Origin of the sequence: Aureibacillus halotolerans (assembly GCF_004363045.1) — a bacterium.
GTDB lineage: Bacteria > Bacillota > Bacilli > Bacillales > DSM-28697 > Aureibacillus > Aureibacillus halotolerans.
On sequence record NZ_SNYJ01000005.1, the window covers coordinates 220,164 to 236,223 of the forward strand.

Consider the following 16,060-nt stretch of genomic DNA (forward strand, 5'->3'; position numbering starts at 1 on the left):
GAAATGAAAGCGACAAAGCATATTGCCGTTGTTGGTACAGGCGTTATCGGTAACGGTTGGATTACACGTTTTTTGGCAAATGGTTTCACGGTAACAGCGTCCGACCCGGACCCAGGGGCAGAGGCACGCACACGTGACGCAGTCCAAAGGGCCTGGGCGCATATGGAGAAAGTGGGTGTTCACGAAGAGGCGTCTCCGGAGCGGCTGTTTTTCGAGCCTGATCTTGAGAAAGCTCTGCAGCATGCGGACTTTGTTCAGGAAAATGTCCCGGAGCGTGAAGAATTAAAACGAACTGTCATTGCGAAAATTGATCAATTTGCACCAAAAGAAGCGGTGATCGCTTCCAGTACATCCGGTATCTTGCCGAGCGTATTGCAAAAAGACTGTACACGTCATCCGGAGCGAGTGATCGTCGCACACCCGTTTAATCCAGTGTATCTAATCCCGCTAGTGGAGCTTGTGGGCGGTGAAAAAACAGAAGCGAAATACATTGAAAAAGCGAAGCACTTTTATGATGAGATGAATATGAAACCGTTGGTCGTTCGCAATGAAATTGAAGGGCATATTGCCGATCGCTTAATGGAAGCGATCTGGCGTGAAGGGCTACACATCGTCAATGACGGTGTCGCTACGACAGAAGAGGTGGACGCTGCGATTATTTACGGACCAGGATTGCGTTGGGCACTCATGGGGCCCTTCATGACGTTGCATATGGGTGGCGGTAAACAAGGGATGCGCCACTTGCTCAGCCAATTCGGTCCTGCTTTGAAATTGCCATGGACCAAATTGGAAGCTCCTGAATTAACCGATGAGCTAGCCAATAAAGTCATTGAAGGGTGCGAAGCACAAACCGGCGCCATTGAAATGGAAAAGCTTGAAGAACGCCGTGATGAGTTTCTAATTGAATTACAGCAACTACTGGAAAAATATTGGCCGGGTGCTAATTTGAATGGAAAGCTTTAAGGGCAAGAAGGAAAGCACGAAGAACGATATGGGAAGGAGGTACACCCGTTGAGTGAAGGAAAAAAAATCTTGCAACACAACGTGCCGGAAGAATGGATCGATTTTAATGGCCATATGAATGACGCTGAATATGTACGTGCGTTTAGTTGGGGCACTGATGCTCTAATGGAGTTCATCGGTATGACGGCGGATTTTCGTGATCAACAGCAATACACGATGTATACGCTCGAGAATCATGTGGTTTATTTAGATGAAATGAAGCTGAACGAGGCTTTTGAAGTGCATATACACTTGCTTGATTATGATGCCAAACGACTTCATGTCTTTTTTGAACTGTATGGTGAGAATAACAAAAGAGCCGCAACAAGTGAACAAATGCTCATGGGCATCGACCAATCCACTGGGAGACCCGCCCCTTTTCCTGAGAGCGTGTATAGCAAAGTTCAAGCATTAGCTGAGCAGTACACACCAGCAGAAAAGCCAAAAGAAGCCGGCCGCGTAATCGGGATTAAGCGGAAGTGAACGACACAAGAAATAAGAAAAAGGGTTCCTAAGCAATGACTTGGAGCCCTTTTTGTGCTTATAAGCCCCCTATTTTACCTCATGGTTACTATTGTCAGGAGGTGCCCCTCTTTTTCTTACAGAGTCAAACAGAAACATAAAAGTAGTTCCAAGAGTATGGCCAACAAAGGCGGACTCTAATTTACCAAGTGAAAATGCCGATATTTCCAGATAGTGAAATAGAGCAATGACTGCCACAATGCCCGCATAACTGGGGAGAAGTGTCTTTAAGACCAGTTGTTTGAACGAAAGCAAATAATACCTCCCATGTGAAATTCAGTCTCTTCCAATAGTTTACCATCCCCTATTCCGCTAAACAAGGAACCGTCTGTAGACAAGCACAAGCCACTTGATATAAAACAAAAAAGCGGCTAAACTAATTGTAACGAAAAGGAAATGGAGGTGGGAAGATGAATTTTACTGGTGCTCGCATGACAGCAATGGAAAGCTTTTTGTACATTCTCCGTGCGATTTTTTCAGCCATTGAGGTATTACGGGATACGTATGCCCTTTTTGAACTCAATGCTTGTCAAAATACCCAGTAAGAGACATCTGCCCACGAACGGACGTCACGTCCTTCTCCATGCACGTAACAGGCGGCTGTTTAACTACAGGCGTCTTTTTTGTGCCCTAAAACGTGCACAGAAATCATAATGCTTCATTATCTATACATTTTGCTATTGAATGAACGGGAAGACGGAAGGACCGTTCAACTGGCAGTGTCTCTTCAGAGGAACAACGGAGGAACACCACAATGATTGCATGCAGTATACAAGACGTCACGCAGACGTTTGGCGCAGAAACAATTTTTTCAAACATTACTTGTGAAATAAAAGAGGGTGAACGGGTCGGCCTCATCGGCAGAAACGGCGAAGGAAAAACAACGCTCATGCATTTAATAGCAGGCAAAACGACGCCGGCGAGTGGCGTCGTTTCCTGGAAAAAGGGCATGGCTGTAGGGTTGCTAGAGCAGATGCCAACCATTGCGGAAAACACAATTGTAGCAGACGCCTTGCTAGCTGTGTTTACCGAGCTGCTTGAGATGAAAAAACAAATGACAGTGCTTGAGCAGCAACTAGCTTCAGAAACAAAGGGACTGGAAAAGCGCCTTGAAGTATACGGCAAGCTTCAGGAGCGCTTTATGGCAGAAGGCGGTTATGAAGTTGACGCCAATATTCGGCGTGTGGCTGCTGGTCTTCAAGTGACGCCGCTGTTAGAGAAGCCGTGGAAGCAACTGAGCGGTGGCGAACGCACGAAAATTGGGTTGGCTCAGTTGTTGCTTCGGAATCCAGGACTGTTGCTGCTTGATGAACCAACGAATCATTTAGATTTGCCTGCCATCGAATGGCTCACCGATTGGATCACGTCATCTGGGGCGACGGTCGTCATTATTTCGCATGATCGTTATTTCCTCGATGAAACGACGACAAAGGTGATGGAAATGGAGCAGGGGGAATTGTATGTGTACCACACAAACTACTCCGGTTACGTTAAGGAAAAAGAAGAACGACTGTTACGTGAATTTCAGCAATATGAAGATCAACAGAAGAAAATCAAAAAAATGCAGGAAGCCATTAAACGCTTGAAGGACTGGGCAAACCGCGCGAATCCGCCAAACGCGGGCTTGCATAAGAAGGCGAAAAACATGGAAAAGGCGCTTGCCCGCATGACCCTTGTCAAAAAGCCCGTTGTGCAAAAAGCGATTGATGGCGGCTTTGACAGCAGTGGCCGGAGCGGAAAGGATGTCGTTGTCGCTAAAGGTGTGACAAAGGCATTTGCTGAGCAGGTGGTGCTGGACCGTTTGTCAATGCATGTGCGCTACAAGGAACGCGTCGCCATTGTTGGAGCCAATGGAAGTGGGAAATCGACGCTGTTGAAGCTGATTTTAGGTGAAATGACTGCTGATGCGGGCGAACTTACTATCGGAAGTCGGTTGTCGATGGGGTTTTTATCACAGCATAACGATGAATTGGACGATCGCTTGACAGTCATTGATGAATTCCGTGATAAAATTGTGATTACGGAAGGAGATGCCCGACGTCTCTTAGCTAAATTTTTGTTTTATGGCCCTGCGGTGTTTCAAAAGGTATCGAGCTTGAGTGGAGGAGAGCGGATGCGGCTTCGACTGGCACAGCTTATGCATGAGAAGCATAACCTTCTGATCCTTGATGAACCAACAAATCACCTAGATATTGACTCGAAAGAGGTGCTTGAGGAAGCATTGGACAGCTTCGACGGCACCATCCTTGCTGTATCGCATGATCGCTACTTTCTCGATAAGCTCTTTCCTGTGACGTGCTGGCTTGATTCCGGACAGCTGACACGTTACGAAGGAAGTTATCCTTATGCGAGAGCGAAGCGTCTAGAACTCGCATTAAATGAGTGAGTGTCGACTGCGGCTTTCCGTTGATTTGAAGGAATCCTGTATAGCATTATTGTGAAAAAGGGCTGTTTTGAAAGTCATCTCTGTGGCTTTCGGAACAGCTCATGCTGTTATGTATAACAGCTAATGATCATACGTACTGCCATTTGATGAAAACTGGAAAAAATGGTAGTCTTGATCATGTATACGAACTGGATATGACTTCCTAGTGTTTCAGGAGGAACCAAATGATGAAAATCAGTCAATCGATGGCCTTTTATGGAGTGCTCTTTTGTTTGGTAATGTCAGTGTATTCACTGTTTTCAACCATTCATAATATGTGGCAGGTAGCGCCACCTAGGCTTGTGCTACTGTTGCTCGTCACAGGCTGTTTCGTTACGGCTTGCATAGGAATTATGAAGAAAACAACACGCTGGGGAAGAATGCAGAGCTGGATGACGTTCTTCATCGCACCATTATTAGGGGCGGCTTTACTTCTATCGCTCGTTTTCACGTCCGTCTTTCCATTTGAAAAAGAATATATCGCCAGCCTGACGTCACCAGAAGGTACGCATCAGATTGACGTGTATGCCACGGATGGTGGTGCAACAACGTTAAAGGGCATTATGGCAGAATTGAATGGGCCACTTTGGTTCACAAAAAGGATTTTTATTGAGCATGATGGCACGCATGACCTAGTCACACAGTGGGAAGGTGAAGACTTGTTCGTAATAAACGGGGAGATGATTCAGCTTCCTACAGCAGATGGTTGGTTTTAGCGTTTACTCAGGAATATGTCGATAACGCTCGAGATCAATCGTTCCATCTATAGAAAGCTCGACCCCTTCTTCTTCTAGAAGCTCTTGTTGGGTGAGGGAGCCTTCAGGATCACGAATGGCAATTTCTCCACGAGCATTTACGACTCGTTGCCAAGGAAGCTGATGCTTTCGACTCATCGAGTGAAGAATACGTACGACCTGCCGTGCACCGCGTGGGCTCCCTGCAGCAGCGGCGATTTGTCCATAGGTCATGACACGACCTTCAGGAATGGCTTTCATTAGATCAACGACTCTAGAAGTAAATGGCGTCATAAGCGGCTCCTTTTTTCAACATGAGATGTTTCTAGTCTAGCAAATGAGTGCCTGCGATTCTATTATTATACGTTCACGATGAAGGAGAGGGTTTATTTGAAAAGGTGTTTTATTGGAGTAATGGCTCTGTTCGCTGGAATTCTATGTATCTCGCAAGCGACAAAAGCAGCACCGGCAGAGCATTGGGCAAGTGAGCAAATCAGTTATCTCGCTGAACAAGGCATATGGACGAACGAATTCACTCCAGACGATCCTATGACGAGAGCCGAAGCTGCTCAGGTGCTCTCCCATTACGTCGATGCACCTGCCGATCAAGATGCATTTTCTTTTAAGGATGTTCAAGCGGACAACCCTTATTATGACGCCATCATTGCGATGGGGCGACTCAGTATTATTAATGGGTATCCAGATGGCACGTTTCGACCGCAGGAGACATTGACGAGAGCACAGGCTTCGGTTCTCTTAAACAAGGTGCTTCGCGGAAGTCTGTCCTATGAGCAAGAAGCTGCACAATACGACGATACGGTAAATCACTGGGCAAAGGATGCCATTGCTACGCTCTCTGAAAGTCGTATCGTCGGCCACGCCTTTGGGCAAGGATTTTCCCCAAATGAACAGGTTACAAAAGCCGAATTTGCGATCATGCTTGCACGTGTGCTCAATCCGTCTTTCCGTGTTGCTGAACATGGAAGTACGGTTGGGAACTTGGAAAATAGCGGTCGAATCACACGTCAAGGGGATTGGATCTATTACTCTCCAATCATCAATTCTGTCATTAGTGCAGATCAGAGTATTCTTGAACGCAAGCATTTGAAAGATGGAACGATAGAGCATTTAGGCAATATTGTCGGGACAGATATTAATGTTGTCGACAACAAGCTTTATCTTATCGCTACAACGTCTGAACAACCCTTAGATATGTCGAATCGTTTGTATCGCATGAATGTAGATGGCAGTGATAAAGCGGTGTACACCAATTTCAAGGGAACACCATCGGAATTAACGGTTGTTGGAGACTGGCTTTATTTTGTTGAGCATACGGAACAAAACGGTTATTTGCGGCGGATGAAATCAGACGGGTCAAAGCTTCAAACATTGGCGACCAACGTATCCGAGTATGTGCTCAGCGATCCTTACATTTTCTATGAGTCGGACGATGCTTTCTTTCAAATCCGCATGGATGGGTCTGATCCAACGCCATTGTTTACAAGTGAACTGCACTTAAAAGGGTTAGCCCATGACAAGTTCATTATGACAAATGACGAGCAGGTGCATGAGGTGGCGCTTGATGGAAGCTCCACCCTTATTTTTGAGGTCAATAAACCTGAGGCAAGATGGGTTCACACCGTCAATTTTGACGACGGCATGTATTATGTCGTTGATTGGTTCGGCGATTTGACGATGTATAGAACGCGGTTGTTTAAGGTCAACGTCGGTAAAGACCCAGAACTAGTAGAAAACGTGGGTGTGTATGATTTATATCTGTTTGATCACGCGCTCTATTACGGTGCCAAAGGCGGTGACGGGAATCAACTTTTGATGAAATGGAATGGAAGTAGTAGTGAACCGATTTCTAAGGTGCATATTTACGATTGGGATAATAGAAAATAAGGCACGAATGAACAGTGGCATAAAAAAGAGAAGACCTTTTTCGTTAAATGTCTCTACACGATGATGGTGTCTTGAATAAGGTATAAACAAGCGCTTTGTGAAGAAGAAGTGGTAGTTAGACAAGCTCATAATGCATATTAAACCATTGAGTTAATGGTGGAGTGCGTCGCATCGACATGGTAAGATACGCGTATGAACTACTTGTCAAAGTCTTGGTTTGCAAACGATACATGCGAGAACCCGGTCTGATGACAGATCGGGTTCTTTCACTTAAAAATTCAGCATGAGACACCACTAAGGGAGTGAAAAGAATGTTTGAAAGCGACCGTTTGTACTTACGCCTATTTGAAGAAAAGGATGCAGAGACTCTTCTTGCACTCGAATTGAAAAACCGTGACTATTTCTCGTTGTATAGCGGCACTCGCAAGGATGACTTCTACACAATTGACGCCATTCAAAAAAAGATTCAGGAATACATCAAGCAGGCAACGGAAGACAAAAGCTATCAATTTGGTATTTATGAGAAAGGCAACAACGAGCTTATTGGGAAGATCTCATTAAATTCAGTGCAGCGCCACGTACTCCAAAACTGTGTCCTTGGCTACATGCTGGATAAAGAGCAAAATGGCAAAGGGTATATGAGTGAGGCGATTAAGCTTATCGTATCCTATGCGTTTGAAAAACTAGAGCTTCATCGGATTGGGGCGGGTGTTATGCCTCATAACGGTGCATCCATGCGTGTGCTTGAAAAAGCTGGCTTTCATAAAGAGGGCCTCGCTAGGAAAAATGTCAACATTAATGGGCGCTGGGAGGATCATGAGATGTTTGCAATCATCAACCCAGCACATGACGTAGGATGATGAGAAACGCTCGCTTTCTTGTTGCTTCCGCCTTATCCGGTGCTCATTGCCCATGTGGCAACTCCGCGCCTTGAAAGACAAGCGTTTTCATTCATCCTGCTGTTTTGATGCTCTTAAGACAACTCCGCTCCCTTAAGATTTATATATCTTTTGGATTAGGTCTTGTTTTTTAAAAATAAGTCAAGAAGAGGCTGGAACAAATTAAAAACAATTTATACAAAAACCGAAGAACAAAAGGATAGTGAAGTAAACATAGCATTTAGCGTAGTCAAAATACGTAGACTCCTGCGGGAACAGCGCGAGCTGAAGATCCCGCAGGAAAGCCGCTTTTGCTTTCCGAGGAAGCTGAAGCCGTGCCCGCGGAAAGCGAAGTGTTTTGACGAAGCGGTGCAAGAAAATCCCGGAAAATCAATGTTCTAGATTGTCTAAATCCTGACGCTACCTAAAAGAAAACGCAATAATCCATTGCGTTTTCTTTAGTAGATTATTTATTTCTTAAATCGGCTACAAATGAGGAATAATACGAGTCTTTAGGGATTAAATCAGCTAATGTTTGGATGAACTTATCTAGTGAAAAAAGGACAGTGGTTCCTAGCCAACTACCAGGTAAGAACTCAGCTGGTAACATAGGGTCTGCTAATAGTAGATCATCCCTGATCTCCTTTAGTGTTAGAAAGTTTGTGAATACGTGTAAAGTGTCACGGTTTTTATTTTCAACTAAACGATTAAATTCTGGTGTATACTCTTTTTCAATCCATATTTTTATATTTTTGTATGTAGTGTTGATTTCCTCTAAATTCCACAACGACCTAGCATTGTTGGGTCCTGCTCTTCCCTCAGGGTCTATCCCATTTAACAAGAACTCATTACTTGAAATAATCGTTACATAATCCTCGATTTCAAGCGAATCAATCAGATGAAGCACCTTATCGGTTACATCCCAAGGGTAAACATAAACACTCTTGTATAACATGCCAAAGCCTAAATCCAGTAAACCTTTCCTAAAGGCATCTCTTTTCTTTCTTAATGTTTCAGGGATCTCCAAGAACACTACGTACCATTTCCCATTCCAATGTTCAGTGTAGTAGTTATCCTTTTTAGCATATAAACGATAGGCGTTTAGACCACTTGGTGTAATTTTATAAATTCCGCGCTCTAATGACGTTATATATGACATTCGTTTAAATTTAGATAAGTTATTTCTTATTGATTGTGGCGTATAATTCATTTCTTCAAAAATACGAATGAGTTCTTTCCCATCCATTTCAACCTTTTTAGATAATAAGTATAGCAACTGCTTTTCAACTGTCACCTCGTTCACCTCTACATTAAGTATAACGAGATAACCATGTTATTCAAGTGAGCGCTAGTTGAGAAAATCATTAGTACTTACGGCTTACAAGAAAACATCTTGTAAATGTATGGTTAATAATATAATATAAAATACAACGAACGATTATAATGATATTATAAATTCGATAAGCAGTTAAACGAAATGATTAATTTTAAGGACGTGATTAAAGTGAACAATCTACTAAATGGAACCGATGAATTTGAAACATTTCAGCTGTTAAATGAAGACGGAGAAGTTGTTCATGAGGACTTGTTGCCTGAACTCAGTGATCAAGAGCTCCAACTCCTCATGGAGCGGATGATTTATACGAGAACAATTGATCAACGATGTATTTCTCTATCTAGGCAAGGAAGATTAGGTTTTTATGCCCCGGTTGCTGGACAAGAAGCTAGTATGATTGGCACGCAGTTTGTACTAGAAAAAGATGATTGGATATTACCAGGGTATCGAGATCTTCCACAGATGTTGTTTCAGGGAGTTCCGTTATCCCAATTATTCCTATGGTCCAAGGGGCATCATAAGGGAGGTCAAATGCCTAAAGGAGTTAACGTTACACCTCCTCAAATCATCATAGGTGCACAAATTGTGCAAGCGGCAGGAGTAGGCCTTGGTTTAAAAAAGAGGAAGAAAAAGAATGTTGCAATGACGTACACTGGTGATGGAGGCACGTCTCAAGGAGATTTTTATGAGGGGATAAACTTTGCGGGCGTGTTCAATGCACAAACCATTTTTGTTGTGCAAAATAACCAATTTGCTATCTCAACCCCATTTGAAAAACAAACAGCTGCAAAGTCGATTGCCCATAAATCTGTTGCTGCTGGAATCAAAGGTGTACGGGTAGATGGAATGGACATTCTAGCGACTTATGTCGTTGCAAGAGAAGCAAGAGAACGGGCAATTCATTTGAATGGGCCTACATTAATTGAGGCTGTCACTTATCGGTATGGTCCTCATTCCACATCAGGTGATGATCCAACACTGTACAGAAACGAGCAGCTTGAGAAAGAATGGGACAAAAAAGACCCTATAAAAAGGTTTAGATTGTTTCTAGAAAAACGAGCGTTATGGACTGAAGAGAAGGAAAACCAAATTATAGAAAAAGCAATCGAAGATGTAAAGGAAGCAATAAAACAAGCTGAATCTGAACGTAAAACAACAGTCTCTGATTTAATTGAAAACATGTATGAAAACCCCCATCTCCATGGCAAAGATTAAGTTGTAGAAAACGTTGATATACCGAGATATTTCGACTCGTCAGATGACCAAATTATTACGGCGATACGCAACGAATTAAACATTCGGGCAGCATGGTACAAAAAGTGAAGAAAGGATTATAATTGTGAAAAGTGATTTTGTGCTTAATTCCAATTGTTAATCACTCAACTTTCGCACCTTTCATTACAGGATTGTGAGCATTGTCACTTTTATATTTACTATAAACAGCAGGCGTTGTTTTGAAGAGGTCCATTGATCTATGTCACCTCGTGTCGTCTAAAGCACAGCCAGCGTTAAAGTTGATTTCGTACTGCTACAAGTCGACTGCTGCATCAATACTGCATAGTTGATGTAACTTTGCATGAAACGATGCACTTACCTCGTCTTGTTTGTTTCCTAAAGCAACACAACTTAATTCACTTTTCCATTTTCTTCATTATACGAGACCAATAGAAAATAAAACAATTTACCCAGAAACAAACATCAGCGTAGTCATAATACGTAGACTCCTGCGGGAACAGCGCGAGCTGAAGATCCCGCAGGAAAGCCGCTTTTGCTTTCCGAGGAAGCTGAAGCCGTGCCCGCGGAAAGCGAAGTATTTTGACGAAGCGGTCGAAGATACTTCATTGAATTAATTACCAATAAAGGAGATTGATCGTGATACGAATTAGATCAGCGAATATTAAGGATGCGGACACTGTTGTTGACATGGTCATTAAACTGCTTACTGAATTGACAGGTGGTACGCGCGCTATTGATAAGGAATCACTTCTCAACGTTTGTTTAGAACAGCTTGAAAAAAAGATCATGTATACTCCTTTTTTAGCCCTTTCCGAAACGAATCAGTGTGTTGGTATGATAACCGTCGCAGAGTCTTTTGCGCTACACTCAGGTGGACGATTTGGAATTATTCAAGAGTTTTATGTTTCCCCAGAGCATCGCTCATCAAAAATCGGCCAACAATTACTCACTACGGTAGTTGAGTATGGGAAAAAGAATCAATGGCGTCGTATTGAAGTAGGAGCACCGAATCCTTTGACATGGGAAAGAACCGTTTCCTTTTATAAACGTGAAGGTTTTACTGAAATTGGTCCTCGTTTAAAACTGATTTTAGACGAAGGTAATTCTTAACGAACGGGAAACGATCGTTCGACAATCCCCACTACATAGAAGGTTCAGATGAAAAGATTTCAATCTCTCATTTGAACCTATTTTTAATTGTTGAGACCGGTTGATGTCTATCATTATTTATTTGAAGGAAACCAGGCCTTTTTATGGAATATATCTGATAAAGGGCTACAATTAGCAGTAAATCTTATATATTTTTGTAATTCACTGGCGAGCGTAAGAGACGCCACAGTTCGCAGACCGCTTAAAACAGACAGATGTTTGAAAATTCCGTGTTAACACAGCTAACAGCAGACGTATTTTTTATGAACGGATCATGTATGATGTTCATATCTTAGAAACAAGAGCCTAAGCAATCAGGCAGGAGGCATTTTATGAAATCGTTTGATCGTGCAATGCATATCGTGACAATGATAGCGTTTGATGAGCAGAAATCGGATTGGAGTATTTCGGAGATTTCGGACCAGCTCCACTTGCCCCTCAGCACGACCCATCGTTTGCTGATGTCTCTGCAAAAGCATAAGCTGATTGAGCAACAAGAGGAAACGAAGAAATACAGCCTAGGGAAGAGATGGGTTGAGATCGGGCTGAGAATGCTAGATTCGATGGAGCTGAAGCATGCGGCCCGACCGTATATGAAGAAGCTGGCAGAGGAATCCGAAGAAAGTGTGTTTTTGAGTGTGCGAAATCACAATCATGGCATTTTGATCGATCGAATTGATGGACCATTAAACGTTAAAGTGATTGAACGGCTCGGTGAACGAAGAGGGCTGCATTATGGGGCCCCGAATAAAGCAATTTTTGCTTTTACAGAACATGGAGATCGTGAGCGTATCCTACGAGATTGTTTCGAGGCAGAAGAGGATCGCGAACGCATGCGTGATCAGCTGGATGTCATTGTTGCACGGGGGTACAGCATCAGCTTCGGTGAAATTACAAAGGGCACAGCGTCTGTAGCTGCTCCAATTTTATCTTACGACAGTAGTGTTCTTGGTGCACTTGGCGTGGAGCTCGTCGGAGAGGTGATTGAAGAGAGGCGGTTAGATGACTTGATTAAACGTGTTCAAGAAAAAGCACAGGCGATTTCGGCTTTGTTCGGTGGACCTTCAATGTTGTCCGAAAAACGGAAACAGTTTCCGCAATACGGAAAATCATAAGGCGATTCATTTGTTTTGTAAACGCTTTCTTGAGGGAGGGTGCTACACATGATGAAAAATCTATTGCTCTATTTGTCCAGCAATCGAATCGCAAACAAAGCGGCAAAGAAGTTTGGCCGCCGTTTAGGTGCGGATCGTTTTGTGGCTGGAGACACGCTGAATCAGGCCATTGACGTCGTGAAGCAACTGAATAGCCAAGGGTTAAGAGTCACGCTTGATCATCTTGGTGAATTTGTGACCGATCCTGCCGAAGCCGATCAAGCTGCTGACGAGGTCATTGCGACAATTGATGCGATCGCTGCTGCCAAAGCTGAAGCGAACGTGTCATTAAAGCTGACTCAGCTTGGGCTCGATCTTTCCTATGATGAATGCTTCAAACGGATGAAGCGTATCGTGGCTCGTGCTGTGGAACAAAACGTTTTTGTTCGTATGGATATGGAGGATTACGCTCGCAATGAAGCGACGATTCGGATGTACGAAGCGTTGGATGACGTGTATTCCCCGCATATTGGTATTGTCATCCAAGCGTATTTGTATAAGGCAGGCGAAGATATGACGCGTTTAAAGCAGCGCCAGCCCAATTACCGGTTAGTGAAGGGAGCATACAAGGAAGCCACCACTGTCGCTTACGAGCATAAAACTGATGTCGATGAAAACTTTAAGCAGCTCATTTTTGCCCATCTCGCCAATGGCCATTATGCCGCCGTCGCCACCCATGATGAAGCCATTATTCAAGCCACGAAAGAGCATGCAAAGCAGCACCATATTCCGGTGACCCAGTTTGAGTTTCAAATGCTTTATGGCATTCGAACCGCGTTGCAGCATGCGTTAGTAAAAGAAGGCTATCCAGTGCGTGTGTATGTGCCTTATGGGGTGGACTGGTACGGATATTTTATGCGCAGAATGGCAGAGCGACCAGAAAATTTGACGTTCGTTTTAAAATCAATGGCAAAAAAATAGGCGTAAGGAGGAGACGCTGTGCGTCAAACTGATGCAGTCATTCGTGAAACCACACAGTGGAGTGCCGCCAACTATCATCCGTTGCCAATAGTCATCGAAAAAGGGGAAGGAGCGTGGGTTTGGGATGCGGAGGGCAGGAGATACCTTGATATGCTAAGTGGTTATTCCGCCTTGAATCAAGGGCATCGCCACCCAGCCATTGTGTCGGCGTTGATTGCCCAAGCGCAAACGCTCACGCTAACATCAAGGGCGTTTTATACGAGCTCATTTGCCCAGTTTGCCAAAAGACTTCATGAACTCACAGGCAAAGACATGGTTTTGCCGATGAATACAGGTGCCGAAGCGGTGGAAACGGCGATTAAAGCGGCGCGGCGATGGGCGTATCAAATCAAAGGTGTGCCAGAAAACAAGGCAGAGATTATCGTGTGTGATGGAAATTTTCATGGCAGAACGTTGACGGTCACCTCCTTTTCCACAGAAGAAAGCTACAAGCGTGGGTTTGGTCCCTTTACTCCAGGGTTTGTAACGGTGCCGTTTGGTAATGCAGAAGCAATTAAAAAGGCGGTTACCGCAAACACCGCGGCCGTCTTACTTGAACCAATTCAAGGGGAAGCCGGTATACGCATCCCTCCTGACAGCTATCTTCAGCAGGTTCGAACGCTCTGTGATCGGCATGGGATCTTGTTTATGGCAGACGAAATTCAAACAGGCTTTGGCCGAACGGGGCAGCGCTTCGCCTGTGATTGGGAGAAGGTCGTTCCAGATGTGTACATCTTAGGCAAAGCGCTTGGTGGGGGGATGTATCCTGTATCTGCTGTTGTCGCAAATAAAGACGTGTTAGGTGTTTTTGAGCCTGGGTCTCATGGGTCCACTTTTGGAGGCAACCCTCTCGCTGCGGCGGTGGGGGTGGCGTCCCTTCAAGTCATCGAAAACGAGCATTTGGCTGAGCGATCTCGTTTGCTAGGAGAGCATTTGAAAACGAGATTGGCTAGCATTCAGCACCCAGTCATTAAAGAAGTTCGAGGTCGCGGCTTGTTTGTTGCCATTGAACTGTTTGAGGATGCCAGACCTTACTGCGAGAAACTGATGCACCTTGGTCTACTTTGTAAAGAAACGCACGCCACTGTCATTCGACTTGCTCCGCCACTCGTTATAAAAAAGGTTGATTTGGATTGGGCTATTGAACAAATTGAGGCCGTTTTTACAGCAAAATCATTTTTGAAAGGAGAGGAAGAAGAATGATTCCATATCGTCCTGAAATCTTCACGGATTTTGCACAAGAGGCGCATAAAGTCGCATTAACCAACGCGTTAGAAGAGGTTCGGCAAGCCTTAGGAAAATCGTATCCGTTGCTTCTCGAGGGCATTCCAGTGATGCAGGAGCAAACCTTTTCTTCAATCAATCCATCCCAAAAAGACGAGGTGATTGGTCACGTATCCAAAGCGACGGCAGAACAAGCAAGGCGGGCTGTTGACCATGCGCATGAGATGTTTCCTGCATGGGCGTACACGTCGGTTTATGATCGAGCGGCGGTTCTGTTCCGGGCAGCGGCAAAAATGCGCAGGCGAAAGCACGAATTTTCCTCTTGGTTAATGCTTGAAGCAGGAAAAACGGCCGCAGAGGCGGATGCGGACACTGCCGAAGCAATTGATTTTATGGAATACTATGGCCGGCAAATGATTGCGTTAAGCGAAACGGCTAATGCAAAGCTGACTCCGCTCCCAGGTGAACTAAGCGAGCTTCAGTACCTTCCTTTAGGGACGGCAGTGGTGATCCCTCCTTGGAATTTCGCGCTTGCAATTACGGTGGGTATGACGACAGCAGCTCTTGTGGCAGGGAACACGGTCGTGCTCAAACCAGCAAGTGCAACACCAGTCGTTGCTTATCATTTCGCTAAACTGTTAGAGGAAGCAGGTTTGCCAAAAGGTGTGCTTCAATATGTGCCGGGCAGTGGCAGTGAGATTGGAGATGTGCTCGTTGACCATCCGCACACTCGACTCATCTCATTTACAGGTTCAAAGGACGTTGGACTGCGGATTTTTGCAAAAGCGTCCGTGCTGCAGCCGGGGCAAAAGTGGCTCAAGCGGTTTATCGGGGAGCTAGGTGGAAAGGATGCGATCGTTGTCGATCAAGATGCGGATCTTGAGGAAGCTGCCGTCGCAATCGTCGGCTCTGCATTCAGTTTCTCAGGGCAAAAATGCTCCGCCTGTTCACGAGCAATCGTTCACGAAGCCGTATATGATGAGGTTCTAGAACGTTGTGTGGCACTGACGGAAGCCTTTACTGTCGGTCATGTTGAGGATATCAAAGTCAACACAGGCCCTGTGATTGATGAAGCGGCACATCAGAAAATACTCACTTACATTGACATCGGCAAGCAGGAGGGTCGTCTAGTCGCTGGAGGTCGCAAAGGGAGCGACGCCGGTTATTACATCGAACCGACCATCTTTGCGGATGTCGACGCGAAGGCACGCATCATGCAGGAGGAGATTTTTGGTCCTGTGCTTGCGTTTAGTAAAGCGAGCTCGTTCGATGAGGCCTTGGCGATTGCAAATGACACCGACTATGGGCTTACGGGGGCAGTGTTTACAAGAAATGGCCTTCATGCCAAAAAAGCGCGTGATGTGTTTCACGTTGGGAACCTATACATTAATCGCAAATGTACTGGGGCGATTGTTGGTGCCCATCCGTTTGGAGGATTTAATTTGTCTGGCACCGATTCAAAAGCAGGAGGGCCTGATTATCTGTTACAATTTACGCAACCTAAGTTAATTTCAGAAAAGCTATAGAGAGAAGGG

The 16,060-nt window shown here is 44.7% G+C and carries 15 protein-coding genes; 13 read left to right on the forward strand and 2 right to left on the reverse strand.

What is annotated here, in order from left to right; translation table 11 throughout:
• The first annotated feature begins 3 nt into the window (after nucleotides 1-3).
• From EV213_RS08350 to EV213_RS08365, 5 genes are all read left to right on the forward strand, one after another.
• Nucleotides 4-963, forward strand: coding sequence for a 3-hydroxyacyl-CoA dehydrogenase NAD-binding domain-containing protein (locus tag EV213_RS08350; RefSeq protein ID WP_133580053.1), 960 nt, complete (start codon nucleotides 4-6; stop codon nucleotides 961-963).
• A 48-nt stretch (nucleotides 964-1,011) separates the two neighbouring features.
• Entirely contained in the window at nucleotides 1,012-1,485 is a 474-nt protein-coding gene (locus EV213_RS08355; protein WP_133580054.1) for a thioesterase family protein, read from the forward strand.
• A gap of 449 nt (nucleotides 1,486-1,934) precedes the next feature.
• On the forward strand, nucleotides 1,935-2,069 hold the full coding sequence (locus tag EV213_RS21200) for a hypothetical protein (protein ID WP_279512755.1): 135 nt from the start codon (nucleotides 1,935-1,937) through the stop codon (nucleotides 2,067-2,069).
• A 209-nt stretch (nucleotides 2,070-2,278) separates the two neighbouring features.
• Entirely contained in the window at nucleotides 2,279-3,910 is a 1,632-nt protein-coding gene (gene abc-f / locus EV213_RS08360; RefSeq protein WP_133580055.1) for a ribosomal protection-like ABC-F family protein, read from the forward strand.
• Between the two features lie 224 nt (nucleotides 3,911-4,134).
• On the forward strand, nucleotides 4,135-4,665 hold the full coding sequence (locus EV213_RS08365; RefSeq protein ID WP_133580056.1) for a DUF5412 family protein: 531 nt from the start codon (nucleotides 4,135-4,137) through the stop codon (nucleotides 4,663-4,665).
• Between the two features lie 3 nt (nucleotides 4,666-4,668).
• Here the strand turns inward: EV213_RS08365 and EV213_RS08370 are convergent, their stop codons facing one another.
• Nucleotides 4,669-4,977 carry an MGMT family protein gene (locus EV213_RS08370; protein ID WP_133580057.1) on the reverse strand — a complete coding sequence of 103 codons (309 nt, stop codon included), beginning with the start codon at nucleotides 4,975-4,977 and terminating at the stop codon, nucleotides 4,669-4,671.
• Nucleotides 4,978-5,073: 96 nt separating this feature from the next.
• Between EV213_RS08370 and EV213_RS08375 the strand changes: the two genes are divergently transcribed.
• Both EV213_RS08375 and EV213_RS08380 read left to right on the forward strand, forming a co-directional pair.
• Nucleotides 5,074-6,588, forward strand: a complete 1,515-nt coding sequence (locus tag EV213_RS08375; protein ID WP_166639218.1) for an S-layer homology domain-containing protein — start codon at nucleotides 5,074-5,076, stop codon at nucleotides 6,586-6,588.
• A gap of 311 nt (nucleotides 6,589-6,899) precedes the next feature.
• Nucleotides 6,900-7,448, forward strand: a complete 549-nt coding sequence (locus tag EV213_RS08380; RefSeq protein ID WP_133580059.1) for a GNAT family N-acetyltransferase — start codon at nucleotides 6,900-6,902, stop codon at nucleotides 7,446-7,448.
• A gap of 484 nt (nucleotides 7,449-7,932) precedes the next feature.
• On the opposite strand, the gene EV213_RS08385 is transcribed toward EV213_RS08380, so the two are convergent.
• Complete coding sequence (locus EV213_RS08385) at nucleotides 7,933-8,760, reverse strand: PaaX family transcriptional regulator C-terminal domain-containing protein (RefSeq protein ID WP_133580060.1); 828 nt, start codon at nucleotides 8,758-8,760, stop codon at nucleotides 7,933-7,935.
• A 183-nt stretch (nucleotides 8,761-8,943) separates the two neighbouring features.
• Between EV213_RS08385 and pdhA the strand changes: the two genes are divergently transcribed.
• The 6 genes from pdhA (at nucleotide 8,944) to pruA (ending at nucleotide 16,051) form a co-directional block, all read left to right on the forward strand.
• Complete coding sequence (gene pdhA / locus EV213_RS08390; RefSeq protein WP_133580061.1) at nucleotides 8,944-10,017, forward strand: pyruvate dehydrogenase (acetyl-transferring) E1 component subunit alpha; 1,074 nt, start codon at nucleotides 8,944-8,946, stop codon at nucleotides 10,015-10,017.
• Nucleotides 10,018-10,674: 657 nt separating this feature from the next.
• Nucleotides 10,675-11,148, forward strand: a complete 474-nt coding sequence (locus EV213_RS08395) for a GNAT family N-acetyltransferase (protein ID WP_133580062.1) — start codon at nucleotides 10,675-10,677, stop codon at nucleotides 11,146-11,148.
• A 371-nt stretch (nucleotides 11,149-11,519) separates the two neighbouring features.
• Nucleotides 11,520-12,302: an IclR family transcriptional regulator gene (locus EV213_RS08400; protein WP_133580063.1), complete on the forward strand. Its 783-nt coding sequence runs from the start codon at nucleotides 11,520-11,522 to the stop codon at nucleotides 12,300-12,302.
• Between the two features lie 39 nt (nucleotides 12,303-12,341).
• Nucleotides 12,342-13,262 carry a proline dehydrogenase family protein gene (locus tag EV213_RS08405; RefSeq protein WP_166639219.1) on the forward strand — a complete coding sequence of 307 codons (921 nt, stop codon included), beginning with the start codon at nucleotides 12,342-12,344 and terminating at the stop codon, nucleotides 13,260-13,262.
• Between the two features lie 18 nt (nucleotides 13,263-13,280).
• On the forward strand, nucleotides 13,281-14,504 hold the full coding sequence (gene rocD, locus EV213_RS08410; RefSeq protein ID WP_133580065.1) for an ornithine--oxo-acid transaminase: 1,224 nt from the start codon (nucleotides 13,281-13,283) through the stop codon (nucleotides 14,502-14,504).
• The gene (gene pruA, locus EV213_RS08415; protein ID WP_133580066.1) at nucleotides 14,501-16,051 is read left to right on the forward strand and encodes an L-glutamate gamma-semialdehyde dehydrogenase; all 1,551 of its coding nucleotides are present in this window, start codon (nucleotides 14,501-14,503) and stop codon (nucleotides 16,049-16,051) included. Before rocD ends, pruA begins: the two co-directional genes overlap by 4 nt.
• Nucleotides 16,052-16,060: the final 9 nt, after the last annotated feature.